Consider the following 22,378-nt stretch of genomic DNA (forward strand, 5'->3'; position numbering starts at 1 on the left):
GGGCGCGGTGGCCTGCCGGACGGTGTCTCAGGCCTTGCGGGCCCGCGTCGTCTTCTTCGCGGGCGTCGCCTTCTTGCTCGCCGTGCTGTTGGCGGTCTTGGTCGTCGTCCTGGCCGTGGCCGTCTTGCGGGTCGCCGACGCGGCCGCGACGGCCTTCTTGGCGGCGGTCCCGCGCGGGGCCTTGGCCGAGGAGGCGGCGTCGCTGATCCGGTCCGGCTGAAGGATCTCGCGCAGGAACTTCCCGGTGTGGCTGGCCGGGACGCCGGCGACCTCCTCGGGCGTGCCCTCGGCGATGACCAGGCCGCCGCCTGCACCGCCCTCGGGGCCCATGTCGACGACCCAGTCGGCGGTCTTGATCACATCGAGGTTGTGCTCGATGACGATGACCGTGTTGCCCTTGTCGACCAGTCCGGACAGCACCTTCAGCAGCTTGCTGATGTCCTCGAAGTGCAGACCGGTGGTGGGCTCGTCCAGGACGTAGACCGTGCGTCCGGTGGAGCGGCGCTGCAGCTCGCTGGCGAGCTTCACGCGCTGCGCCTCACCGCCGGAGAGAGTGGTCGCGGACTGTCCCAGCCGGACGTAGCCGAGGCCGACGTCCTTGAGGGTATTGAGGTGGCGGGCGATCGCCGGGACCGCCTCGAAGAACTCGGTCGCCTCCTCGATCGGCATGTTGAGCACGTCGGCGATGGACTTGCCCTTGTAGTGGACTTCCAGGGTCTCCCGGTTGTAGCGGGCGCCGTGGCAGACCTCGCAGGGGACGTAGACGTCCGGCAGGAAATTCATCTCGATCTTGATGGTGCCGTCGCCCGCGCAGTTCTCGCAGCGCCCGCCCTTGACGTTGAAGGAGAAGCGGCCGGGCTGGTAGCCCCGGACCTTAGCCTCGGTGGTCTCGGCGAACAGCTTGCGGACGTGGTCGAAGACGCCGGTGTACGTCGCCGGGTTGGACCGCGGGGTGCGGCCGATGGGCGACTGGTCGACGTGCACCACCTTGTCCACGAGGTCGTCTCCGTCCACGCGCGTGTGCCGGCCCGGCACGTTGCGGGCGCCGTTCAGCTCGCGGGCCAGATGCGTGTACAGGATGTCGTTGACCAGCGTCGACTTGCCCGAGCCGGAGACTCCGGTGACCGCCGTGAACAGGCCGAGCGGGAAGGACACGTCGATGTCCTTCAGGTTGTTCTCCCGGGCGCCGTGCACGGTGAGCTGCCGGGACGGATCGAGCGGGCGCCGGATGTCGGGCAGCGGGATCGCCTTCTTGCCGGCCAGGTACTGCCCGGTCTGCGACTCGGCGTTGGCGAGCAGTTCCTTCAGGGAGCCGCTGTGCACGACCTTGCCGCCGTGCTCGCCCGCGCCGGGGCCGATGTCGACGATCCAGTCGGCGGTCTTGATGGTGTCCTCGTCGTGCTCGACGACGATGAGCGTGTTGCCCATGTCGCGCAGCCGGACCAGGGTCTCGATCAGCCGGTGGTTGTCGCGCTGGTGCAGGCCGATGGACGGCTCGTCCAGGACGTACAGGACGCCGACCAGGCCGGAGCCGATCTGGGTGGCCAGACGGATGCGCTGGGCCTCGCCGCCGGAGAGCGTGCCGGCCGCGCGGTTCAGCGAGAGGTAGTCGAGGCCGACGTCGACCAGGAACCGCAGCCGCTCGTTGACCTCCTTGAGGACGCGCTCGGCGATCTTCTTGTCGCGGGCGTCCAGCTTCAGCCCGCGCAGGAAGTCCGCGCAGTCGCTGATGGACATCGCGGAGATCTCGGCGATCGACTTGCCCATGAGCGTGACCGCGAGGACGACCGGCTTCAGCCGCGTGCCCTCACAGGTGGGGCAGGGCACCTCGCGCATGTACCCCTCGAAGCGCTCGCGGCTGGCGTCGCTCTCGGCCTCGCTGTGCCGGCGCTTGACGAACGGCACGGCGCCCTCGAAGGGCGTGGTGTAGACACGCTCGCGCCCGTACCGGTTGCGGTAGCGGACCTCGATCTGCGTCTTGTGGCCGTAGAGCAGGGCCTTCTTGGCGCGCTGCGGCAGGCCCGCGAAAGGGATGTCGGTGCGGAAGCCGAGTGCGTCGGCCAGAGCGTCGACCAGCCGGCCGAAGTAGTCCTTCGTGTGCCCGTGCGACCAGGGGTGGATGGCGCCCTCGTCGAGGGTCTTCTCCTCGTCCGGGACGATCAGCTCCGGGTCGACCTCCATGCGTGTGCCGATGCCGGTGCACTCGGGGCAAGCGCCGAAGGGCGAGTTGAAGGAGAAGGAACGGGGCTCCATCTCCTCGAAGGACAGGTCGTCGTACGGGCAGTACAGGTGCTCCGAGTACATCCGCTCGCGCTCGGGGTCGTCCTCGGGCAGGTCGACGAAGTCGAGCACGATCATGCCGCCGGACAGGCCGAGCGCGGTCTCGACGGAGTCGGTGAGGCGGCGCTTGGCGGAGTCCTTGACCGTGAGGCGGTCGACGACCACCTCGATGGTGTGCTTCTCCTGCTTCTTCAGCGTGGGCGGGTGGGAGAGCTGGATGGTCTCGCCGTCCACGCGCGCGCGGGAGTAGCCCTTGGTCTGGAGGTCGGCGAAGAGGTCGACGAACTCGCCCTTGCGCTCGCGCACCAGCGGCGAGAGCACCTGGAAGCGGCTCCCCTCCGGCAGCTCGAGCACCCTGTCGACGATGGCCTGCGGCGACTGCCGTGAGATCGGGCGGCCGCACTCGGGGCAGTGCGGCTTGCCGATGCGGGCGAAGAGCAGGCGCAGGTAGTCGTAGACCTCGGTGATGGTGCCGACCGTCGAGCGCGGGTTGCGCGAGGTCGACTTCTGGTCGATGGAGACCGCCGGGGAGAGGCCCTCGATGAAGTCGACGTCCGGCTTGTCCATCTGGCCGAGGAACTGGCGGGCGTACGAGGAGAGCGACTCCACGTAGCGCCGCTGGCCCTCGGCGAAGATGGTGTCGAAGGCCAGGGAGGACTTGCCCGACCCGGACAGGCCCGTGAAGACGATGAGCGAGTCCCGAGGCAGGTCGAGCGAGACGTTCTTCAGGTTGTGCTCGCGCGCGCCACGGACGATGAGACGGTCGGCCACGCCGGTCCGCACCTTTCTTGAGAGAAGTGACAGGGGCGGGGCCCCCGTGCTTTCTCAGACTAGGGGGAGCCACTGACAACGCCGGGCTGGATTCCCGGATGCACCCGGATACACAACAATCCCCGGCTCTCCAGCATGCCCGATGCCACCCTCGACCCTATAGCACGTACATTCGATTTACGGCGGTCCTTCACCACCTTCACCCGAAGGTGTGGCGGGGCTAGGGTCGGCGTCATGATGGATCACGCGCGCGACCTGGCATCTGTGCAGGACGCAACCGAACGACTGCTGACCGCTGTCGGCAAGATGGACAACGCGGCTGTGACCGACCAGTCACGTCTGCCCGGCTGGACCCGGGGCCACATCCTGGCCCACCTCGCCCGCAATGCGGACGCGCTGGTGAACGTCTTCGAGGGCCGTCCCATGTACGTGTCCGCCGAGGCCCGGGACGCCGACATCGAGCGCGACGCCCCGCGCCCCCTCGACGTCCAGCTCACCGACGTGCGCGACACCGCGGCCCGCTTCCAGCGGACGGCGGCCGAGCCCGCGGACTGGTCGCGGACCGTGGAGCTGCGCAACGGCGTCACCGACTCCGCGTCCCGGGTGCCCTTCCGGCGCTGGGTGGAGATCGAACTGCACCACGTGGACCTCGGCATCGGCCACGAACTCGAGGACCTGCCGGCGGAGTTCGTCGAGCGGGAGATCGAGTTCCTGGCCCAGCGGTTCTCCGGGCACCCGGACGTGCCGCCGGCCCGGCTGACGGACGGCACGCACGCGTGGGACACGGGCCGGGAGGCGGACCAGCCCGCGGTCACCGTCACAGGTGCCCGGGCGGACCTGCTCGGCTGGCTCGCGGGACGCCGCGACGGCTCCGCCCTGACGGTGGCGGGCGGCGCGCTCCCGGCACTGCCGCCGCTGTAGCCGCGTGCGCGGTCCCCGGGCGGCCGCCCCCGCTATAGGCTGACGGCCATGACGTACAGCGGAGAGGTGAAGGTCGGCGGCCCGGCGGACGTGCACGAGCTGAAGGACCTGATGATCACCAAGATCGCGGTCGGCCCGATGGACAACAACGCCTATCTGCTGCGCTGCCGGGCCACGGACGAGCAACTGCTGATCGACGCGGCGAACGACGCGCACACGCTGCTCGGCATGATCGGTGACGACGGCATCGCCTCCGTCGTCACCACCCACCGGCACGCCGACCACTGGCAGGCGCTGGCGGAGGTCGTGGCGGCCACGCGCGCGCGTACGTACGCGGGACGGGACGACGCCGAGGGCATCCCGGTGCCGACCGACGTCCTCGTGGGCGACGGGGACACCGTACGGGTGGGGCAGGTGGAACTCACCGCCCGCCACCTCGTCGGCCACACCCCCGGCTCGATCGCGCTGGTCTACGACGACCCGCACGGGCATCCGCACGTGTTCACGGGCGACTGCCTCTTCCCCGGTGGGGTCGGCAACACCCACAAGAACCCGAAGGCGTTCGCCAGCCTGATCCACGACGTGGAGACGAAGATCTTCGACGCTCTCCCGGACGAGACCTGGGTCTACCCGGGCCACGGCAACGACACCACGCTGGGCGCCGAGCGCCCGCATCTGCCGGAGTGGCACGCGCGCGGCTGGTGAGCGGGCGGCTGGTGATGAGCGGGCGGCGTACGGCCGCCCGCCGCTCCCCGGCCGTGCGCCCCGCGCACCCCGTGTGAACCCCGCGCACACACCGGGGGCGCGCACCCGCTCCCCCTCCGCGTCGTCGCGCAGTCGACTGGGGGCAGCCCCGCGCGGGAGGACGGCTCCCGCGCGGTACGGGCCGCCGGTCCTCTGTCCCGCCCTCGGCCGGCGGCCCCGGCCGCGCGGCGGGCGGCGGGCGGCTACACGTCGGCCGCCCGCTGTGCGCCGGCCAGTGCCGCGACCCGCTCCACCGCGAACGCGTAGCCCTGCACTCCGCACCCGGCGATGACGCCGTCGGCGCGCAGGGAGACATAGGAGTGGTGCCGGAACTGCTCGCGCTGGTGGATGTTGGAGATGTGCACCTCCACCACCGGCAGCCCGTCGCAGGTGTTGAGCGCGTCGAGGATGGCGACGGAGGTGTGCGAGTAGGCGGCCGGGTTGATGACGATTCCGCAGTGGTTCAGCCGGGCCTCGTGGATCCAGCCGACCAGCTCGCCCTCGTGGTTGGACTGGCGGAAGTCGACCGTGCCGCCGTGCGTCGCGGCTGCCTTGGCGCACAGCGCCTCGACGTCCGCGAGGGTGTCGGAGCCGTAGATCTCCGGCTGCCGCTGCCCGAGCAGGTTCAGGTTGGGGCCGTTGAGAATCATGATCGGGGCGTTGGCCAGGGTGCGCATGGTTCCTCCGGTCCGTTCGTCCTGCGGCGGCCGATGGGCGACCGCCGCTCGGACCCGGTCTATCACGGCACGCCGGTGCGCCTAGGGGTTGATCGCCAGCTCCAGGTAGGCCGCGAAGATCACCAGGTGGACGCCGCCCTGGAGCGGCGTGGCCCGTCCCGGCACCACGGTCAGCGAACTGACCACCACGGTGAGCAGGAGCAGCAGCATGTGGGTGGAGCCGAGGCCGAGGACGAGTGGCCCGGACAGCCACAGCGACGCCAGCGCGACGGCCGGGATGGTCAGGCCGATGCTGGCCATCGCGGACCCCAGCGCGAGGTTGAGGCTGGTCTGCACCCGGTCGCGCCGGGCGGAGCGCAGCGCGGCGATGGTCTCGGGCAGCAGCACGAGCAGGGCGATGATCACGCCGACGACCGCGTGGTGCAGACCGGCGGCCTCCACTGCGGACTCGACGGTGGGCGACACGCCCTTGGCCAGTCCGACCACGCCGACCAGGGCCAGGCCCAGCAGTCCCAGGCTGATCCAGGCGGTGCGGGCGGACGGTGCCGCCGCGTGGTCCTCGGAAGTGATCACCTCGCCCTGCCGGGTGATCGGCAGGAAGTAGTCGCGGTGCCGCACGGTCTGGGTGGTCACGAACAGGCCGTACAGGACGAGCGAGGAGATCGCGGCGAAGGTGAGCTGGACTCCGGAGAACTGCGGTCCCGGCTGGGTGGTGGTGAATGTCGGGAGCACCAGGCTGAGTGTGGCCAGGGTCGCCACGGTGGCGAGCGCGGCCCCGGTGCCCTCGGCGTTGAAGACGGCCGTGCCATGGCGCAGGGAGCCGACCAGCAGGCTCAGTCCGACCACGCCGTTGCAGGTGATCATCACGGCCGCGAACACCGTGTCCCTGGCGAGCGTCGAGGACTTGTCGCCGCCGTCCGCCATCAAGGTCACGATGAGCGCGACCTCGATGACGGTGACGGCGATCGCGAGGACCAGGGAGCCGAAGGGTTCGCCGACCCGGTGGGCGACCACCTCCGCGTGGTGCACCGCGGCCAGGACCGAGCCCGCGAGGACCAGGGTGGCCACGCCGACGACCACGCCGGGCAGGGACCGCCCCCAGGTGAGGATCAGCAGGACGACCGCGAGGACCGGCACGATGATCGTCCACGCCGTCAAGAGCCCCCTGAGCCGCGTGATCATGCTGCGATCGTCGCAGAGTCCCAGAGCGTTCGCATGCGCGATCAGGGGTCGGGTGCGCTCCCCCTCGCACTCACGCATCGACCCGGTCCTTCGCCGCGTCCTCGTGGCCTTCCTCCTGTGCCTTCGTCTCCCGCACCTTCTCCGCGGCCTGCTTCCGGGCGGCCAGCAGACTGGTGACGGTGGTGACGGCCAGAACCGCGCAGATCACGCCGAGGGAGACCGGGATGCTGATCACGGGGACGTGCACGCCGGACTCGTGCAGCGCGTGCAGCACCAGCTTGACGCCGATGAAGCCGAGGATCACCGACAGGCCGTAGGACAGGTGGACCAGCTTCTTGAGCAGGCCTCCTATCAGGAAGTACAGCTGCCGGAGGCCCATCAGCGCGAAGGCGTTGGCGGTGAAGACGATGTACGGGTCCTGGGTGAGGCCGAAGATCGCGGGGATCGAGTCGAGGGCGAACAGGACGTCGGTGGTGCCGATCGCGAGCATCACGACCAGCATCGGCGTCATCACCCGCTTGCCGTTCTGCCGGATCCACAGCCGGGTGCCGTGGTAGCGGTCGGCCACGCCGAAACGGCGCTCGACGGCCTTGAGCAGCTTGTTCTCCTCGAAATCCTCTTCCTCGTCCCCGCCGGAGCGGGCCTCCTGGATGAGCTTCCAGGCGGTCCAGATCAGGAAGGCGCCGAAGAGGTAGAACACCCATGAGAAGCTCGCGATGATCGCGGCTCCGGCGGCGATGAAGCCGGCCCGCAGCACCAGGGCTATGAGGACGCCGATCATCAGCACCCGCCGTTGGTACTGCGACGGCACGGCGAACTTGGCCATGATCAGGACGAAGACGAAGAGGTTGTCGACGCTCAGCGACTTCTCGGTGATGAAGCCGGCGAAGAACTCACCGGCCGGCCGGCCGCCGCCGAAGACGAGCAGACCGAGCCCGAAGAGGCCGGCCAGGACGACCCAGACGGCCGTCCAGATCCCGGCTTCCTTGATCGACACGTCATGAGGTTTGCGGCCGATGAAGAAGTCGACGGCGATCAGGGCGGCCAGGCCGATGATGGTCAGGACCCACAGGGACAACGAGACATTCACAGGACAAAACGGTACCCGAATCACCAAGGGATGGTAAAGCGCAAGGCAAAGAAAAGATCAAAGTCGCAGGTCAGAGGAGTTTACGATTCCTTGGGAAGGGGCGATGCGGGGCGTGTACCCGGGCTCAGCGGTCCAGTCGCGACGACTGGGGGTTCCAGTCGCGGCGGCTCAGCGGTTCCAGTCGCGGCGGGCCGTCGCGACCTCGGTGAGCACCAGCTGGAGCACCTGGCTGCCCGGCGGCACCACCGGCGGCTCGTACGTCCAGGCGTGTCCGACCCAGGGGTCGGCGAGGTGGTCGTCGGGCACCGGGGTCAGTCGCATCAGCGAACGCCACAGCGGGTCGAGCAACGGGCCGTAGGCGGCGGCGTCCTCGCGGTCGGCGACCATCATCAGGTGGACGCCCACGGCCGGGCCCTCGTCGGCGAGGTAGCGCAGCTGGGTCACGGCGCGGTCGTCGAATCCGTGCGGGAAGTCGTTGACGATCAGGAGCTGTTCGGCGGCGTCGAAGCCGGGCGGCAGCGCGTCCGGCGCGCCCCCGCGCACGGCCATCTGCACCAGGTCGACCCGCTGGGTGAGCCGGCTCAGGACGTCCGCGACCCCGGCGGCGGCGGCCGCGGGCGGTCCCGCGAGCACACCCGTGCGCACCAGGGGCGCGAGTGCCTGTGCTCCGGATCCGGCCGGGTCGATGACATGGACGCCGAACTCGCCCGCCGGGTAGACGGCGATCAGCCGGGCCGCGTGCGCCACGGCCGCCTCCATCGCCAGGCGACGCCGTTCGCCCGCGTCCGCGAAGGATTCGTCCGGGGACGCCCAGCGGCCGCTGTCGATCCACAGGCCGCGCTCCAGCGGCAGCCGGATCAGCATGGGGATGCGCAGGGACGGGTCCTCGGGCAGGTGGAGATCGCCGAGGCGTACCGCCATGGGGATCTCCATCGGCACGCGGTAGCCGTGCCAGACCGGGTTGTCCCAGCGGGCGTACGCCGCCGGCAGGGCCGGCTCGACGACCTCGGACTCGTCGGTGAGCTGGGCCAGGTCTCTGTCGAGCGCCGCTCTGGCCTGGTCGACGAGCTGCGCGTGCTTGGCAAGGGCCGCCTCCCGGGCGGCATCGCCCTGACCGCCGATGCGGCTGCGCGGGTCGGACAGGACCTGGTCCAGTTCCTTCTCCATGCGCGACTCGGCGAAGTCGACGGCGCTGCGGTAGGCGGCCGTGGTGCGGGCCAGGTCCTCGAACATCCCCCAGACCTGGTTGTAGAGCCGCTCCTCCATCGACCACCCGGTCGCGTCCCCCGCGATGGGCCGCGCGGGCTGCCCGTCGTGGCCGGGACTCGCGGCCGGTGCGTCCGGCGGCGGCGCCGACTGTCCGGACGGGCCCGAGGGCTGTCCGGACGGGGGTGCGGGCTGTCCGGACGGGGGTGCGGGCTGTCCGGACGGGGGTGCGGGCTGTCGCCGCGGGTGCCGGTAGTCGATGGTTCCGCCCGCGGGCACCGACATCGATGGTCCGGCCGCGGGGGTCCCGTCTCCGGATCCCCCAGGACCCGCGGGCTGCGGAGCCGAAGGTCCGGGGGTCCCGGAGACCTGTCCCTCGTGGGAAGAACCCTCGCTGGAGGAACCTTCGCGGGAGGAAACGGAAGCAGCCGGGTTCGGCCGGGGCGGCGCGGAGGCCTGGTGGGAACGGTCGTCATCCGTCGTGCGGGGCGGGGGTACCGCCACCGAGCGGGCCAGCCCCTCGGCCACCGCCTCCTCGGCGGCGCCGGCCAGTTCAGCGGCCTGGGTCAGCCCCAGGTCGGTGAGAAGTTCGGTGAGGCCGCCCGCGTAGCCCTGGCCGACGGCGCGCACTTTCCAGGCGCCCTGGCGGCGGTACAGCTCCACCGCGATCACGGCCGACTCGGCGTCCAGACCGGTGATCGTGTAGCTGACGAGTTCGGTGCCGTCCAGGCCGGTGACCGCGACGAAGGGGGCGGCGACCGCGCCGAACCGGGTCGGGCCCCCACCCGCGGCGGGCAGCGCCAGCAGCACGTCGACGCGGTGCACCGCCTCGGGTATGGCACCCAGATCGACGGCGAGCCGGTGGTCGGCGGCGGCCTGGCGCGAGACCTCCAGACCGGGCAGGACGGGAGTGCCGGGGTGCACCAGCCACTCGGCACCCCGCGCCCTGCCACTGTCGTCGCTGAGCGCGGCCACCGCCACGACCGGACGGCCGGCCGAGATCCGGATCTCCAGGCGGATCTCGGAGAGCGGGTGGTTCTGCCCCCGCACCAGCTCGGCCGTCATCGCCTTCGTCCCCCTGGTGTCATGTGCTGTCGTGCGCCGCTCGCCAGACCGTCCGAACAGTCCGGATAGTCCGAACAGTTCGGACCGTTCGGACCGTTCGGACCGTTCTACAGGTGCGGCAGGATCGTCGGCATCAGGTCCTGGAAGGTGCGGCCGTTGGCGGGGACGCCGAGGGCCGTCATCGTCCAGGCGCCGTTCACGCGGTGCACCTTCGCCATGATCTGGGCGGTGTAGTTGCCACCGCCGGCCAGGGTGTAGCGGGCGAGCTCCTGGCCGTTGGTCTCGTCGACCAGGCGGCAGAACGCGTTCTGCACCTCCTGGAAGGTCTGGCCCGTGAAGGAGTTCACGGTGAAGATGATCTGGTCGATGTGGACCGGGACGCGCTGGAGGTCGACGAGGATCGACTCGTCGTCGCCGCCCTGGCCCGCGCCGCCGACCAGGTTGTCGCCGGTGTGGCGAACGGAGCCGTCGTCGCTCACCAGGTGGCGGAAGAAGACGACGTCGACCGGCTGCTTCTCGGCGAAGAGCACGGCGGAGGCGTCGAGGTCGATCTCGCGCGTGCGCGAGCCGAACAGGCCCCGGCGCGGAGCCGCCTGCCAGCCGAGACCCATGCGGACCGCGGTCAGGCTGCCTCCGTCGTTCTTCTGCAGACTGATGGCCTGACCCTTGGTCAAGTTGACGGTCACGGCTGATTCCCCTCTCGAGCTACACCCCTGTCGCCGCCGGTTCCGCGGCTGCCAAGAACCCTACGCAGAGGCAGTGGCAGCGCCGCATACGGGTCCGCACTTTGTGTCGGTCTTGCAACACAGCGCAGTCGGTCAGGACAGCCCCGCCTCGCGCATCTGGCGCAGCTCCTTCTTCATCTCCGCGACCTCGTCGCGCAACCGGGCCGCGACCTCGAACTGGAGGTCGGCGGCGGCGGCGCGCATCCGCTCCGTCATCTCCTCGATCTGCTCGGCGAGTTCGGCGGCAGGACGGTCGGTGGGCACCGTCTCCTTCGCCTTGCCCTTGGCGGATTTGGCCGGCTTGGCGGCACCGGCGGCCTTGGCGCCGTTCTCGCCGCGGGACGGCACGGGGGTCTTCGCGCCCTTGCCGTCCTTCCCCTTGCGGTACCCGGTGCCGAGCAGCTGCTCGGTGTCGACCTCCTCGCGGGCGATCCGCGCCACGATGTCGTTGATCTTCTTGCGCAGCGGCTGCGGGTCGATGCCGTTCGCCTTGTTGTACGCGACCTGCTTCTCCCTGCGGCGGTTGGTCTCCTCGATGGCCTTCTCCATCGCCGGGGTGATCTTGTCGGCGTACATGTGGACCTGGCCGGAGACGTTGCGCGCCGCGCGGCCGATGGTCTGGATCAGCGAGGTGCCCGAGCGCAGGAAGCCCTCCTTGTCGGCGTCGAGGATCGCCACCAGCGACACCTCGGGCAGGTCGAGGCCCTCACGCAGCAGGTTGATGCCGACCAGGACGTCGAACTCTCCGCTGCGCAGCTCGCGCAGCAGCTCGACCCGGCGCAGGGTGTCGACGTCGCTGTGCAGGTAGCGCACCTGGATGCCGAGTTCCAGGAAGTAGTCCGTCAGGTCCTCGGCCATCTTCTTGGTCAGCGTGGTGACCAGGACGCGCTCGTCCTTCTCCACGCGCCCGCGGATCTCGTGCACCAGGTCGTCGATCTGGCCCTCGGTGGGCTTGACGACGACCTGCGGGTCGACCAGGCCGGTGGGGCGGATGATCTGCTCGACCTGCCCGTCCGAGCGGGACAGCTCGTATGTGCCCGGCGTCGCCGACAGGTACACCGTCTGTCCGATGCGCTCCTGGAACTCCTCCCACTTCAGCGGGCGGTTGTCCAGGGCGGACGGCAGCCGGAAGCCGTGCTCGACGAGGGTGCGCTTGCGGGACGCGTCGCCCTCGTACATCGCGCCGATCTGCGGCACGGTGACGTGCGACTCGTCGATGACGAGCAGGAAGTCGTCCGGGAAGTAGTCGAGCAGGGTGTTGGGCGGGGTGCCGGGCGCGCGGTCGTCGAAGTGCATCGAGTAGTTCTCCACGCCGGAGCAGGTGCCGATCTGGCGGAGCATCTCGATGTCGTAGGTGGTGCGCATCCGCAGCCGCTGGGCCTCCAGCAGCTTGCCCTGCTTCTCCAGCTCGGCCAGGCGCTCCTCGAGCTCCTTCTCGATGCCCCTGACCGCCCGCTCCATGCGCTCGGGGCCGGCGATGTAGTGCGAGGCCGGGAAGACGTACAGCTGCTGGTCGTCGCTGATGATCTCGCCGGTGAGGGGGTGCAGGGTCGACAGCGCCTCGATCTCGTCGCCGAACATCTCGATGCGGACGGCCAGCTCCTCGTAGACCGGGAAGATCTCGATGGTGTCGCCGCGCACCCGGAAGGTGCCGCGGGTGAAGGCCATGTCGTTGCGCGTGTACTGGATGTCCACGAAGCGGCGCAGCAGCTCGTCGCGGTCGATCTCGTCGCCGACCCGGAGGGGCACCATGCGGTCCACGTACTCCTGCGGGGTGCCCAGGCCGTAGATGCAGGAGACGGAGGCGACCACGACGACGTCGCGACGGGTGAGCAGCGAGTTGGTCGCCGAGTGGCGCAGGCGCTCGACCTCCTCGTTGATCGAGGAGTCCTTCTCGATGTAGGTGTCCGACTGCGGGACGTAGGCCTCGGGCTGGTAGTAGTCGTAGTACGAGACGAAGTACTCGACCGCGTTGTTCGGCAGCAGTTCGCGGAACTCGTTGGCCAGCTGGGCGGCGAGCGTCTTGTTCGGCGCCATGACGAGGGTCGGGCGCTGAAGCTTCTCGATCATCCACGCCGTGGTGGCGGACTTGCCGGTGCCGGTGGCACCGAGCAGGACGACGTCCGGCTCCCCCGCCTCGATGCGCTGGGCGAGTTCGGCGATGGCCTGCGGCTGGTCACCGCTGGGCTGGTAGGGGCTGACGACCTCGAAGGGCGCCACCGTGCGTTCGATGTGAGAGACGGGCCGCATGACATCCACCGTACGACCCGCCACTGACAACGGGTCCGGATCAGCGGTTCTGCGGAGCGCGGAGGCGTTCGCGGACCGTCTCGCGGCCGGGGTCGCGGTGGGCGCCGGCCGGGGGGCGGCCGGCGGAATGGGCGACGAGTTCGCGCGCCGGCACGCCCGGCTTGTGCTCGACGGGGGTCCAGTCGGAGCTGCCCGTGATCATCAGCGGGTCGAACAGTACGACGGCACCGGTGAGCAGGAGGAAGAGGAGCGGGCCGATCAGCATCGGCGTGAGCAGGGCGGCCGACGACTCGCCGGTGGCGGCGCCGCCCGTTTCGTGCAGGTGGACGCTGAGGGCGGCCATGCCCGTGTAGTGCATGCCGACGACGGCGAGACCCATGACGAGGCTGGCGCCGACGCTCCAGAGGAACCCTTTCGCCCGCCCGGCCGCCCAGAGGGCCGCGGTCGCGGCGACGACGGCGATGACCACGGAGGCCGCGACGGTGAGGGTGTTGTACTCGAGCGTGCCGTCGAGCCGCATCCCGGCCATGCCCAGGTAGTGCATGCTGGCGACGCCGAGGCCGGTGATCGTGCCGCCGGTGAACAGGGCGGAGCCGGTCGCGCCCCGGTAGCCGACGATGAAGATCCCGATCCCCGCCATGACGATGGCGACGGCCAGGCTCGCGTACGTCGTCGGCCGGTCGTAGCCGATCGGCGCCTCTTCGACGGTGAAGCCGGTCATCGCGACGAAGTGCATCGTCCAGATGCCCGAGCCGATCGCGGCCGAGCCGAGGGCGAGCCAGCCGGGGCGCCAGGAGCGGGCGACGAGCAGGGCGCGGGTGGTGCAGCGCAGGCCCAGTGCCCCACCGAGGCAGGCCATGAGACAGGCCACCAGCGGGGTGACGAGCCCGTAGCTGAATCCGTCGACGGTGCCGTGCATGCGCGGTTGCCCTTCCGCCCTCTTGAAGTCCCGGAAATCCGTGAATGCCCCCGTCCCAGGACCGCCACGCGATCAGGGTTGACGCTGAGAGTATGACTGCCACCGGAATGGCCGAACGACTTTCCGGCAAAGAAGCACGGCCTCGTCGCAGATGTGCGGCACCCGTGAGCGGGCCCGGTCGGCTCTGTGCGGATCGTGACTCCACCCGTGGCCCTTCCGTGAGCGCCTCGTTGACTCTGTGCTGTCACTCTTGTGCTGTCTGTGGTCATTCGTCGCGAGGAGTACGTATGCACGCGCGCGCAGTCGCCGCCCTGACCACCGCCCTCGCGGCGGCCGTCGCCCTGTTCCTGCCCGGCTCGGAGGTACGGGCCGCGGACGCCCACCGACCGCAGCCCGTGGTCGTCGCCCACCGGGGTGCCTCCGCCCACGCCCCGGAGAACACGCTGCCCGCCGTCGACAAGGCGGCGGCGCTCGGCTTCTCCTGGGTGGAGAACGACGTGCAGCGCACCAGGGACGGCGAGCTCGTGGTCATCCACGACGCCACCCTGAAGCGGACGACCAACGTCGAGCAGGTCTTTCCCGGCCGGGCCCCGTGGAAGGTGAAGGACTTCACCGCCGCCGAGATCGCCCGCCTGGACGCGGGCAGCTGGTTCTCCCCCAGGTTCGCGGGCACGCGCGTGCCGACGCTCGACCAGTACATGCGCCGGCTCGAACACAACCACGAGAAGCTGCTCCTGGAGATCAAGAACCCAGAGCTGTATCCGGGGATCGAGGCACAGACCCTCAAGGTGCTCGCCAACGACGGCTGGCTCGACCACCGACACCTGGCGAGCCGGCTGATCGTGCAGAGCTTCAGCGCCGCCAGCGTGCGGACCGTGCACGCGCTGAAGCCCGCCGTCCGCACCGCTTTCCTCGGCCGCCCGGACACGGCGGACCTGCACCGGTACGCGGCCTTCGTGGACCTGATCAACCCCTCCTACCGCAAGCTGTCGGCGCATTACACGGCGGCCGTCCGCGCGCACCGGGGACCGCACGGCGTACCGCTGGGGATCTTCGCCTACACGGTGGACAACGCCGCCGGCGCCCGGACCGTCGCCGGCTATGGAGTGGACGGCATCATCACGAACAAGCCGGAAGTGGTGCGCGCGGCGCTCAAGACCGTCTGATCGCTCAGGACCGTTTCATCGCCCAAGGCCGTCTGATCGCCCAAGACCGTCTGGTCTCGCGGCGGCGCAGGTCAGAGGGCGTTGTCAGTGGCGGGCCGTACCGTAATCGCATGGACAGCCACGAGCAGGACGAGCAGGACGAGCAGCGGGTCGTACCGGACGAGCAGCAGGTCGTGTGGGCCGTCGTCGGTACCGGCATCGGCCCCCTGCTGCTGGCCGCCACCCCCGAGGGTCTGGTCAACGTCGTCTTCCATGCCACCGACGCGATACGGGAGCGCGCGCTGGACCGGCTGGCGTCCCGGCTGGGCACCGAGCCGGTCGAGGCGCCCGGCTCCCCACTGCTCGCTGAGGCGATACGCCAGGTGCGGGCGTACTTCGCGGGCGAGCGGCAGGACTTCGAGCTGCCGCTGGACTGGTCGCTGATCTCCGGCTTCAACCGGCAGGTGCTGCGCGAACTGGCGTCCGGCGTGCCGTACGGCACGGTCGTCGGGTACGGCGATCTGGCCGACCGGGTGGGGCAGCCGGGCGCCGCCCAGGCGGTGGGCGCGGCGATGGGCGCCAATCCGCTGCCGGTGGTCGTGCCGTGCCACCGGGTCGTCGAGAGCGACGGGGGCATCGGCGGCTTCGGCGGCGGTCTGGAGGCCAAGCGCAGGCTGCTCGCGCTGGAAGGCGTGCTGCCCGAGCCGCTGTTCTGAAGCGCCGGGCGCGAGACGCACTGCCCGTACGGGCGCGAAGCACACTGCTCGTAGTACCTGGCCGGGCGTGCCCTCCTCGTGGTGCCGGACCGCGCGTGCGCTAGTGCTGTGACCGGAAAGGTTTGCCGGGAAGCTCGCGGCGTCCGGTGCTGGGGGTACCTCCCACGCCTTTCAGGCTGTGGGGGAGCATCGCAAGGCGGAGCGTCGCCCGCGTACTGGATGTACTCGGGTGATGCGACAACGCGGCGTTGGGGTACCCCCGGCCGAAGGCCGGGGGAGTGCCGTGCCGGGCGTCGCGAGCCGGTGAACCTTTCCGGTCGCAGCACTAGTCACCTCGCGCGCGCTGGTCGTAGTGCCGGGCCTCGAAGACGTTGCCGTCCGGGTCGCGGAAGTAGAAGCTGCGCCTGGCTTTGCCGCGCGCGCCGAAGGAGTCGTGGGAGAAGCCGGAGACGGGGACGGCGTGCTCCTCCAGGCGGGCGCGCAGGGAGTCGAAGCCGTCGGCGGGCAGGGACAGGCAGACGTGGTTCACGGGGTGGCCCGCGCTGCCTGCCGCGCCGGGGACCATGTTCATGCGCTCGGCCATGTCGAGCGGGGCGAGGTCGAGGATCGTCTCCTCGTTCAGGCGCACGGAGGGGAAGGACACCTGGCCCGCGGCGAACTCGGCGACCCTGACCGGCTCCAGGCCGACCACCTGCTCGTAGAAGCCTGCCGCGGCGACCGGGTCGCGCACCCAGAGGACGACATGGTCGAGGCGTGGCGTGTTGTCGGTCATGCGTCCCAGGCTGGTGCCGTGCGGTACGGGCCGCAAGGGTTTGACCCGGTGCGGCAGCCGCCAGAGATGAGGGGAGAGCGCGACAGACGGGAGGCAGGCACGTGCTGGTGGTGTCCGAAGAGGTGCGGGAGGCGCTGGCCGCGCGTCGTCCCGTGGTGGCCCTGGAGTCCACGATCATCGCCCATGGGCTGCCGCGCCCGCGCAATCTCCAGGTGGCGCTGGAGCTTGAGGACGCGGTGCGGCAGGAGGGTGCCGTGCCCGCGACCATCGCGGTACTGGACGGCCAACCTCACATCGGCCTGGACGAGGGGCAGTTGGAGCGGGTCGCGAACGAGGAGGGGATGCGCAAGCTCGGCCACCGCGACCTGCCGCTCGCGATGGCCGCGGGGGCGAGCGGTGCGACCACGGTGTCGGCGACGGCGCTGCTGGCCTCGCTGGCGGGCATCCGCGTGTTCGCCACGGGCGGGCTCGGCGGAGTGCACCGGGAGTGGACGGTGACGCAGGACGAGTCCGCCGACCTCGGGCTGCTGGCGCGCACGCGGATCACGGTCGTGTGCGCGGGGGTGAAGTCGATCCTGGACGTGCCGGCGACGTTGCAGCGGCTGGAGACGCTGGGGGTCGCGGTGGCCGGGTACGGCACGGACCGCTTCCCCGGGTTCTACCTGTCCGACTCCGGTCATCCGGTGGACTGGACGCTGCGGACGCCGGAGGACGTGGCCGCGGTGATGCGGGCGCAGAACGCGCTGCGGGCGCCGGAGTCGGCGCTGATCGTCGCCAACCCGGTGCCGCGGCAGGAACAGTTGGATCCCGAACTGCACGCGCGTGTGCTCGCCGACGCGCTGCACGCGTGCGCGGAGCAGGGCGTCACGGGGCAGGCGGTCACCCCCTTCCTGCTCGACTACCTGGTGCGGCACACCGACAGCGCCTCGCTGCGCGCCAACCTGGCGGCGGTGCGCGGCAACGCACGGCTGGCGGCGCGGATCGCGGCGGCGTGGGCCCTGCCGTGACGGGCCCTGCCGTGACGGACGGCGGGGGCGGGGCGCTGCTGGTGGTCGGGGACGTCGTGACGGATGTCGTCGTACGGCATCGCGGCCCTCTCGCCACCGGCACCGACACCTTCGCCGCGGTCCGGATGCTGCCCGGCGGGGCGGGGGCCAATGTGGCCTGCTGGGCGGCCCACAGCGGGTGCCGGGAGGTCCGGCTGCTGGGGCGGGTGGGCGCGGAGTCGGCGGTCTGGCACGAACGGGCGCTGGTCGCCTCGGGAGTACGCCCCCACCTGGTCGTCGATCCCGGGGCGCCGACCGGGACGGTGGTCTGCCTCGTCGACTCCTCGGCGGCGGCCGAGCGCACGTTCCTCACGGACAGCGGGGCTTCGCTGCGCCTTGAGGCGGGTGACTGGTCCGACGCGCTGCTCGACGGGGTGGCCAGGCTGCATCTGTCGGGCTACCTGCTGTTCTCCGGTACGGGCCGGGCGCTGGTGGCGAGCGCCGTCGCGGCGGCCCGCGCCCGTGGGGTGCCGGTGAGCCTGGATCCCGCGTCGGCCGGGTTCCTCGTCACGTTGGGCGTGGACCGGTTCCTCTCGCTCGTCGAGGGGGTGGACGTGCTGCTGCCGAGCCGCGACGAGGCCTGTCTGCTGACGGGCCTGCCCGACCCGGCGGACGCGGCGGCCGAGCTGAGCCGCCACGTCCCGCTGGTGGTCGTGAAGCAGGGCGCCGCCGGGGCACGGGTGGCGCACGCGGGTGCCGTCCGCGCCCACGTACCCGCTGTGCCGGCCACCGCGCGGGACACCACCGGCGCGGGCGACGCCTTCACCGGCGCCTTCCTCGCCGCCCTTCTGGCCGGCGCCGACCCCCAAACCGCGGCAGCCCGGGGCTGCGCGGCGGGCGCGCTCGCGGTGGCGCGTGTGGGCGGGAGACCTCCAAGAGCCCGGTGACGTTCGCTGGCGCGCCGTTCTGGGTGATCGTCGACTGTGGTGCACGCGTGAAGATTGCACCTGGCCGCAGCAGATCGACGAGATCGTCCCCGCAAGGGGGCGACTTCTGCGCGGCCGGCTCACCCGCCTGGCGATCCATCCCGGTCTGCCGGGGCGGGTCCTTTCGAGACCGGAAGGTGGCCGTGCAAGAGGAGGCTGACGAGCTGGTCCACCACCGCCTCGCCCGGCGGTATGCGGTTCACCGCGGCCAGGTACACGACCGTCCCGGAGTAGATGTCGACCATCAGTGACGTATCGGTGTTCGGCGGCAACCGGCCTTCGAGGCGGGCCCGCTCCAGCAGGTTCACGACCGACGCGCGGCGGGGTTCGATGAGCTCGGCGAAGGCTTTCGTGCCGGTGGGATCCTCGATCACGTCGGCGAGAAGCGCCGGGAGGATCAGACAAGTGGGCATGGCGGAGACGAGCTCGATCGTGAGACGGACGGCGGTGCGCAGGTCGGCTTCGAGGTCACCGGTCTCGTGGATGGCAGGCAGGGGGACTTCCCCGCTGAGGGCCTCGATCACGAGTGCGGCCTTGTTCGGCCACCACCGGTAGATGGTGGCCTTGCTGACTCCGGCCCTCCGGGCGATGCCTTCGAAGGCCAGCCGTTGGTATCCGACCTCGCCAAGGAGGTCTTTCGTGGCTCGGAGCACGGCTTCGTGAGACTCCCGGCGGCGCCGCCGCGAGTCAGGCGTGATGCGGTCGGGCTGGGCGTACTCAGGAGCCAAAGCGCTCTGACGGCCGTCCTGGGACCTGGGAGTGTCCACCGGATGCCTCCCTTGTGAGCCACTGGCACCCCCGTTGACTTTGCCCGGAAACTGGCTCTATGTTTAACGAAACGGGGCGTTTCGTACCGTATGCTCCGTCTTGCACTCAATAGTAAGATCCGCAAGCCTGCCTGGAAACTGCTCCGACGATGTTCAGTACGTCCGGCGGGTGGGTCACTGCGCGTCAGACCCGCGCGCAGGATCTGGCGCGTATGGGCATCCCCCGAGTGCCCGAGATCCCTGTTTCGACCCCCGGAAGGGGGACAACATCATGCGCGCAACTACGAGCAGGATGCGGCGAATAGCCGCTGTGATCTGCACGGCACCCATCCTTGCCATCGCGGCCGGAGCAGGCGCTGCCAGCGCGGCCGCTTTCCCCTCGTCGTCCCATGCCGCTTCGGCTCCCGACAGCAAGGTCCGGGGAGATCGCTGCTTCTTCAGTGACGGCTGGGGCTGGGGAGTCCGCTGCTTCTTCGGTGACGGCTGGGGCTGGGGCTTCGATCACGGCTTCGGTGGTGACCACGGCTTCGGTGGCGATCACGGCTTCGGTGGCGATCACGGCTTCGGTGGCGATCACGGCTTCGGTGGCGGTGACCACGGCGGTGGCGGGCACGGCGGTGGCGGGCATGGCTACTGACGCTCCAGCGCAGTGAGCTCGCGATCTACCTGCGGCAGTTTTGTGAGGGCTGCATCCGGATGCCCGGACGTCTCGGGCATCCGGAGCCGTCTGGAGCGGCAGGCCTCCCATCCGACCGGTAGTCGGGGCGGTGTGTAGCGGTGAGGATCGTGTGCGTCGGTGCGGGGCCTGCGGGGCTGTACTTCGCGATCTCGGCCAAGTTGCGCGATGCCGGGCACGAGATCACCGTGTACGACCGTGACCCACCCGCGGCCACCTACGGCTGGGGCGTCGTGTACTGGGACGACCTGTTGGACGTCCTCTATCGCAACGATCCGGAATGCGCTCGGGAGGTCACCGCCAGGTCCGTGCTGTGGCAGGACCAGGAGGTGCGCGTGCACGGCTCGGGCGGCGAGCAGACGGCGTACTTCGGGGGTTACGGATACAGCATGAGCAGATCTGCATTGCTCGACGTCCTGGCCCGGCGTGCTTTGCAGCTCGGCGTCGACGTCCAGTACGGCCACCGCGTCGCAGATCTCTCGACGCTTCCCGAAGCGGACCTTCTCGTTGCTGCCGACGGTGCGAACAGCGGGATCCGGGGACAGAGCGCAGCGTTCGGAACTCGCATCGAGGTCGGTCTCAATCCCTACATCTGGCTCGGCACGGACCAGGCGTTCCGCAGCTTCGTCTTCAGCTTCGAGCGGACGTCCGCCGGATGGATCTGGTTTCACGCCTACCCCTCGGTCGCGGGAATCAGCACCTGCATCGTCGAATGCTCACCGCAGACCTGGCACGGTCTGGGACTCGACGTGCTCGGCCGCGACCAGGGAGTGCGACTGCTGGAGGACGTCTTCAAGCGCGCACTCGACGGCCACCGCCTGATCAGCCGATCACGGGGTGCACCGGCGCATTGGCAGCGCTTCGCGCACGTGACCAACAAGACCTGGCACCACGGCACGACGGTGCTCGTCGGCGACGCTGCCCACACCACCCACTTCACGCTGGGGTCGGGCACCAGACTGGCGATCATCGACGCGATCGTCCTTGCACACAGCCTGCAGACATACCTTGACGTGGAGGACGCGCTGCGGGAGTACGACCGCCATCGCCGCGCGGAACTCCATCCGGTGCAGGCGGCCTCGCGTACGAGCATGGCGTGGTTCGAGCACCTGGACCAGTACGTCGACCGCGATGCTGTGGCGTTCGCGCATGCCATGTCGGTACGCCAAGGTGGCCAGAACCCCTGGCACCACCAACTCCACCTCGCCACTCAGATCGCTGCGGTGCGCACGGCACGGCGCGCCTTCGACACTGGCCGACGCTGGTACCTCGCCCGCCGACGAGGCGGCGGCTCGAGGTCGGCTTCGCGTTCTGGGTTGGCCTGGATGTAGGCGTCTCGGTTCATGACCGTGATCGCCTGCTTCTGACCGTGGGTCTTGAGGCTGCCTGCGAGGTCGGTAAGGTGACATTCCGGTTGGCGGCCCCGCGGTGCTACGGCTTGGTACCCCACGCGGAGATCATCGGCGCTGTGGTCAGATCCATGGTGCCGGAGGCCACGTTGGCCAGGTGCTGGTCGATCTCCTCGTCGGTGGCCAGGCCCGCGGTGACGAGGCGGGCGCGGATCTGCCGGACCGTGGCGGACTCCAAGGCGGTGCAGGCCGGGGAGGTGACCGGGAAGTAGGCGTCGGCCTCCACCTGGCGCAGGCCGGCCTCGCGCAGCAGGCGCGGGAGTCTGCGGCCGTAGGACAGGTCGGCGCCGCGGTCGGCCAGCAGGCGGCGGAAGCCGCGGCGCAGCCGGTTGGCCAGTTCCTCCGCCGGGCCGTGCTCGTCCGGGCAGAGCAGGGGCTGGAGGGCGGGGTCGGCGTCCTCCAGCAGCAGCCGTCCGCCGGGGCGCAGTGCCTTGACCATGGACCGCAGGGCCCGTTCCCGGTCCGGCACGTGGACCAGGACGAGCCGGGCGTGCACGAGATCGAAACCCTCCCCCGGCGGCTCCTCGGCGCCCACGTCGTGCACCCTCACCTCCACCGGCGGGTGGGCGGCCCCGGCGACCAGTGAGGTGTCGATGTCGGTCGCGACGACCGTGCCGGTGGGGCCGACCCTCTCGGCCAGCCAGGAGACGACGGAGGTACCGCCGGCACCGACCTCCCAGCAGCGCCATCCTGGTCCGACGCCGAGTCCTTGGAAGTGGCGGAACGTCGTGGGATCGAAGAGGGTCGCGAAGGCGTCGAAGCGCTCGCCGGCCTCGGTCTGCCGGTTCTCGAGCAGATATCGGCTTCCACCCGGGCCTTCGCGCCGCCCCTCGCCCTGCCCCTCGCCCCGGCTCTCGTGCTGACCCGCGTCCGGGCCCTCGTCGCCGTCCTTGTCCCAGCCCTTGTCCTGGTCCTTGTCCCAGTCCTTGTCCTGGTCGGTGTCCGCTCCCGAATGCCCGTCCAGGTGCCCGTCGCTGTGCGTCATACCGGGATCATCCCAGCCTCCCTCGGCGCCTGCCGTACCCGTCCACAGGCGGGAACAATGCGGAATGTGCGGTTTCCACAGGCTTACCCGGCGCTCACGTGAGCCT

The 22,378-nt window shown here is 70.5% G+C and carries 19 protein-coding genes; 7 read left to right on the top strand and 12 right to left on the bottom strand.

The features are described 5' to 3' along the window. Positions 1-27 precede the first annotated feature (27 nt). Entirely contained in the window at positions 28-3,051 is a 3,024-nt protein-coding gene (gene uvrA / locus ACWEK3_RS08075) for an excinuclease ABC subunit UvrA (protein WP_450538023.1), read from the bottom strand. Between the two features lie 234 nt (positions 3,052-3,285). On the opposite strand from uvrA, the gene ACWEK3_RS08080 reads away from it, so the two are divergent. Next, a complete protein-coding gene (locus ACWEK3_RS08080) occupies positions 3,286-3,972 on the top strand; it encodes a maleylpyruvate isomerase family mycothiol-dependent enzyme (RefSeq protein ID WP_453249207.1) in 687 nt (228 codons plus the stop codon). Between the two features lie 48 nt (positions 3,973-4,020). Continuing rightward, positions 4,021-4,677, top strand: coding sequence for an MBL fold metallo-hydrolase (locus ACWEK3_RS08085; protein WP_383055938.1), 657 nt, complete (start codon positions 4,021-4,023; stop codon positions 4,675-4,677). Positions 4,678-4,919: 242 nt separating this feature from the next. On the opposite strand, the gene aroQ is transcribed toward ACWEK3_RS08085, so the two are convergent. The 7 genes from aroQ to ACWEK3_RS08120 form a co-directional block, all read right to left on the bottom strand. Then, positions 4,920-5,393 (bottom strand): type II 3-dehydroquinate dehydratase, encoded by a 474-nt coding sequence (gene aroQ, locus ACWEK3_RS08090; RefSeq protein ID WP_453249208.1) that lies wholly within the window; start codon positions 5,391-5,393, stop codon positions 4,920-4,922. 81 nt (positions 5,394-5,474) lie between these two features. Beyond that, entirely contained in the window at positions 5,475-6,575 is a 1,101-nt protein-coding gene (locus ACWEK3_RS08095) for a calcium:proton antiporter (RefSeq protein WP_390726680.1), read from the bottom strand. Between the two features lie 70 nt (positions 6,576-6,645). Continuing rightward, entirely contained in the window at positions 6,646-7,665 is a 1,020-nt protein-coding gene (locus ACWEK3_RS08100; protein ID WP_453249209.1) for a TerC/Alx family metal homeostasis membrane protein, read from the bottom strand. A 168-nt stretch (positions 7,666-7,833) separates the two neighbouring features. Continuing rightward, the gene (locus tag ACWEK3_RS08105) at positions 7,834-9,936 is read right to left on the bottom strand and encodes a TerD family protein (RefSeq protein ID WP_453249210.1); all 2,103 of its coding nucleotides are present in this window, start codon (positions 9,934-9,936) and stop codon (positions 7,834-7,836) included. 107 nt (positions 9,937-10,043) lie between these two features. Then, positions 10,044-10,622, bottom strand: coding sequence for a TerD family protein (locus ACWEK3_RS08110; RefSeq protein ID WP_365423599.1), 579 nt, complete (start codon positions 10,620-10,622; stop codon positions 10,044-10,046). A gap of 132 nt (positions 10,623-10,754) precedes the next feature. Next, positions 10,755-12,911 carry an excinuclease ABC subunit UvrB gene (uvrB, locus tag ACWEK3_RS08115; RefSeq protein WP_390726677.1) on the bottom strand — a complete coding sequence of 719 codons (2,157 nt, stop codon included), beginning with the start codon at positions 12,909-12,911 and terminating at the stop codon, positions 10,755-10,757. A gap of 40 nt (positions 12,912-12,951) precedes the next feature. Further along, a complete protein-coding gene (locus ACWEK3_RS08120; protein WP_450538011.1) occupies positions 12,952-13,830 on the bottom strand; it encodes an MHYT domain-containing protein in 879 nt (292 codons plus the stop codon). Between the two features lie 287 nt (positions 13,831-14,117). Between ACWEK3_RS08120 and ACWEK3_RS08125 the strand changes: the two genes are divergently transcribed. Continuing rightward, positions 14,118-14,996, top strand: coding sequence for a glycerophosphodiester phosphodiesterase (locus ACWEK3_RS08125; protein WP_450538009.1), 879 nt, complete (start codon positions 14,118-14,120; stop codon positions 14,994-14,996). A 110-nt stretch (positions 14,997-15,106) separates the two neighbouring features. Continuing rightward, positions 15,107-15,691: a methylated-DNA--[protein]-cysteine S-methyltransferase gene (locus ACWEK3_RS08130; RefSeq protein ID WP_453249211.1), complete on the top strand. Its 585-nt coding sequence runs from the start codon at positions 15,107-15,109 to the stop codon at positions 15,689-15,691. 325 nt (positions 15,692-16,016) lie between these two features. On the opposite strand, the gene ACWEK3_RS08135 is transcribed toward ACWEK3_RS08130, so the two are convergent. Next, the gene (locus ACWEK3_RS08135) at positions 16,017-16,463 is read right to left on the bottom strand and encodes a VOC family protein (protein WP_450538007.1); all 447 of its coding nucleotides are present in this window, start codon (positions 16,461-16,463) and stop codon (positions 16,017-16,019) included. A 101-nt stretch (positions 16,464-16,564) separates the two neighbouring features. On the opposite strand from ACWEK3_RS08135, the gene ACWEK3_RS08140 reads away from it, so the two are divergent. Further along, positions 16,565-17,470: a pseudouridine-5'-phosphate glycosidase gene (locus tag ACWEK3_RS08140; protein ID WP_453249212.1), complete on the top strand. Its 906-nt coding sequence runs from the start codon at positions 16,565-16,567 to the stop codon at positions 17,468-17,470. Between the two features lie 11 nt (positions 17,471-17,481). Continuing rightward, positions 17,482-18,396: a carbohydrate kinase family protein gene (locus tag ACWEK3_RS08145; protein ID WP_453249213.1), complete on the top strand. Its 915-nt coding sequence runs from the start codon at positions 17,482-17,484 to the stop codon at positions 18,394-18,396. Between the two features lie 119 nt (positions 18,397-18,515). On the opposite strand, the gene ACWEK3_RS08150 is transcribed toward ACWEK3_RS08145, so the two are convergent. Both ACWEK3_RS08150 and ACWEK3_RS08155 read right to left on the bottom strand, forming a co-directional pair. After that, on the bottom strand, positions 18,516-19,088 hold the full coding sequence (locus ACWEK3_RS08150) for a TetR/AcrR family transcriptional regulator (RefSeq protein WP_453249214.1): 573 nt from the start codon (positions 19,086-19,088) through the stop codon (positions 18,516-18,518). A 298-nt stretch (positions 19,089-19,386) separates the two neighbouring features. Beyond that, positions 19,387-19,830: a hypothetical protein gene (locus ACWEK3_RS08155; protein ID WP_453249215.1), complete on the bottom strand. Its 444-nt coding sequence runs from the start codon at positions 19,828-19,830 to the stop codon at positions 19,387-19,389. A 158-nt stretch (positions 19,831-19,988) separates the two neighbouring features. On the opposite strand from ACWEK3_RS08155, the gene ACWEK3_RS08160 reads away from it, so the two are divergent. Next, positions 19,989-21,209: an FAD-dependent monooxygenase gene (locus ACWEK3_RS08160; protein ID WP_453249216.1), complete on the top strand. Its 1,221-nt coding sequence runs from the start codon at positions 19,989-19,991 to the stop codon at positions 21,207-21,209. A gap of 100 nt (positions 21,210-21,309) precedes the next feature. Here the strand turns inward: ACWEK3_RS08160 and ACWEK3_RS08165 are convergent, their stop codons facing one another. After that, positions 21,310-22,272 (bottom strand): methyltransferase domain-containing protein, encoded by a 963-nt coding sequence (locus tag ACWEK3_RS08165; RefSeq protein ID WP_453249217.1) that lies wholly within the window; start codon positions 22,270-22,272, stop codon positions 21,310-21,312. Between the last annotated feature and the right edge of the window lie 106 nt (positions 22,273-22,378).

Source organism: Streptomyces sp. NPDC004721, from assembly GCF_053601495.1.

Bases quoted from the DNA above. Each gene is read 5' to 3' on its own strand.
- ACWEK3_RS08095 (WP_390726680.1), bottom strand. From the start codon at position 6,575: ATGATCACGCGGCTCAGGGGGCTCTTGACGGCGTGGACGATCATCGTG.
- ACWEK3_RS08080 (WP_453249207.1), top strand. From the start codon at position 3,286: ATGATGGATCACGCGCGCGACCTGGCATCTGTGCAGGACGCAACCGAA.
- ACWEK3_RS08135 (WP_450538007.1), bottom strand. From the start codon at position 16,463: ATGACCGACAACACGCCACGCCTCGACCATGTCGTCCTCTGGGTGCGC.
- uvrB (WP_390726677.1), bottom strand. From the start codon at position 12,911: ATGCGGCCCGTCTCTCACATCGAACGCACGGTGGCGCCCTTCGAGGTC.
- ACWEK3_RS08165 (WP_453249217.1), bottom strand. From the start codon at position 22,272: ATGACGCACAGCGACGGGCACCTGGACGGGCATTCGGGAGCGGACACC.
- ACWEK3_RS08085 (WP_383055938.1), top strand. From the start codon at position 4,021: ATGACGTACAGCGGAGAGGTGAAGGTCGGCGGCCCGGCGGACGTGCAC.
- aroQ (WP_453249208.1), bottom strand. From the start codon at position 5,393: ATGCGCACCCTGGCCAACGCCCCGATCATGATTCTCAACGGCCCCAAC.
- ACWEK3_RS08125 (WP_450538009.1), top strand. From the start codon at position 14,118: ATGCACGCGCGCGCAGTCGCCGCCCTGACCACCGCCCTCGCGGCGGCC.
- ACWEK3_RS08120 (WP_450538011.1), bottom strand. From the start codon at position 13,830: ATGCACGGCACCGTCGACGGATTCAGCTACGGGCTCGTCACCCCGCTG.
- ACWEK3_RS08155 (WP_453249215.1), bottom strand. From the start codon at position 19,830: ATGCCCGCCACCGCCGTGCCCGCCACCGCCGTGGTCACCGCCACCGAA.
- ACWEK3_RS08105 (WP_453249210.1), bottom strand. From the start codon at position 9,936: ATGACGGCCGAGCTGGTGCGGGGGCAGAACCACCCGCTCTCCGAGATC.
- ACWEK3_RS08130 (WP_453249211.1), top strand. From the start codon at position 15,107: ATGGACAGCCACGAGCAGGACGAGCAGGACGAGCAGCGGGTCGTACCG.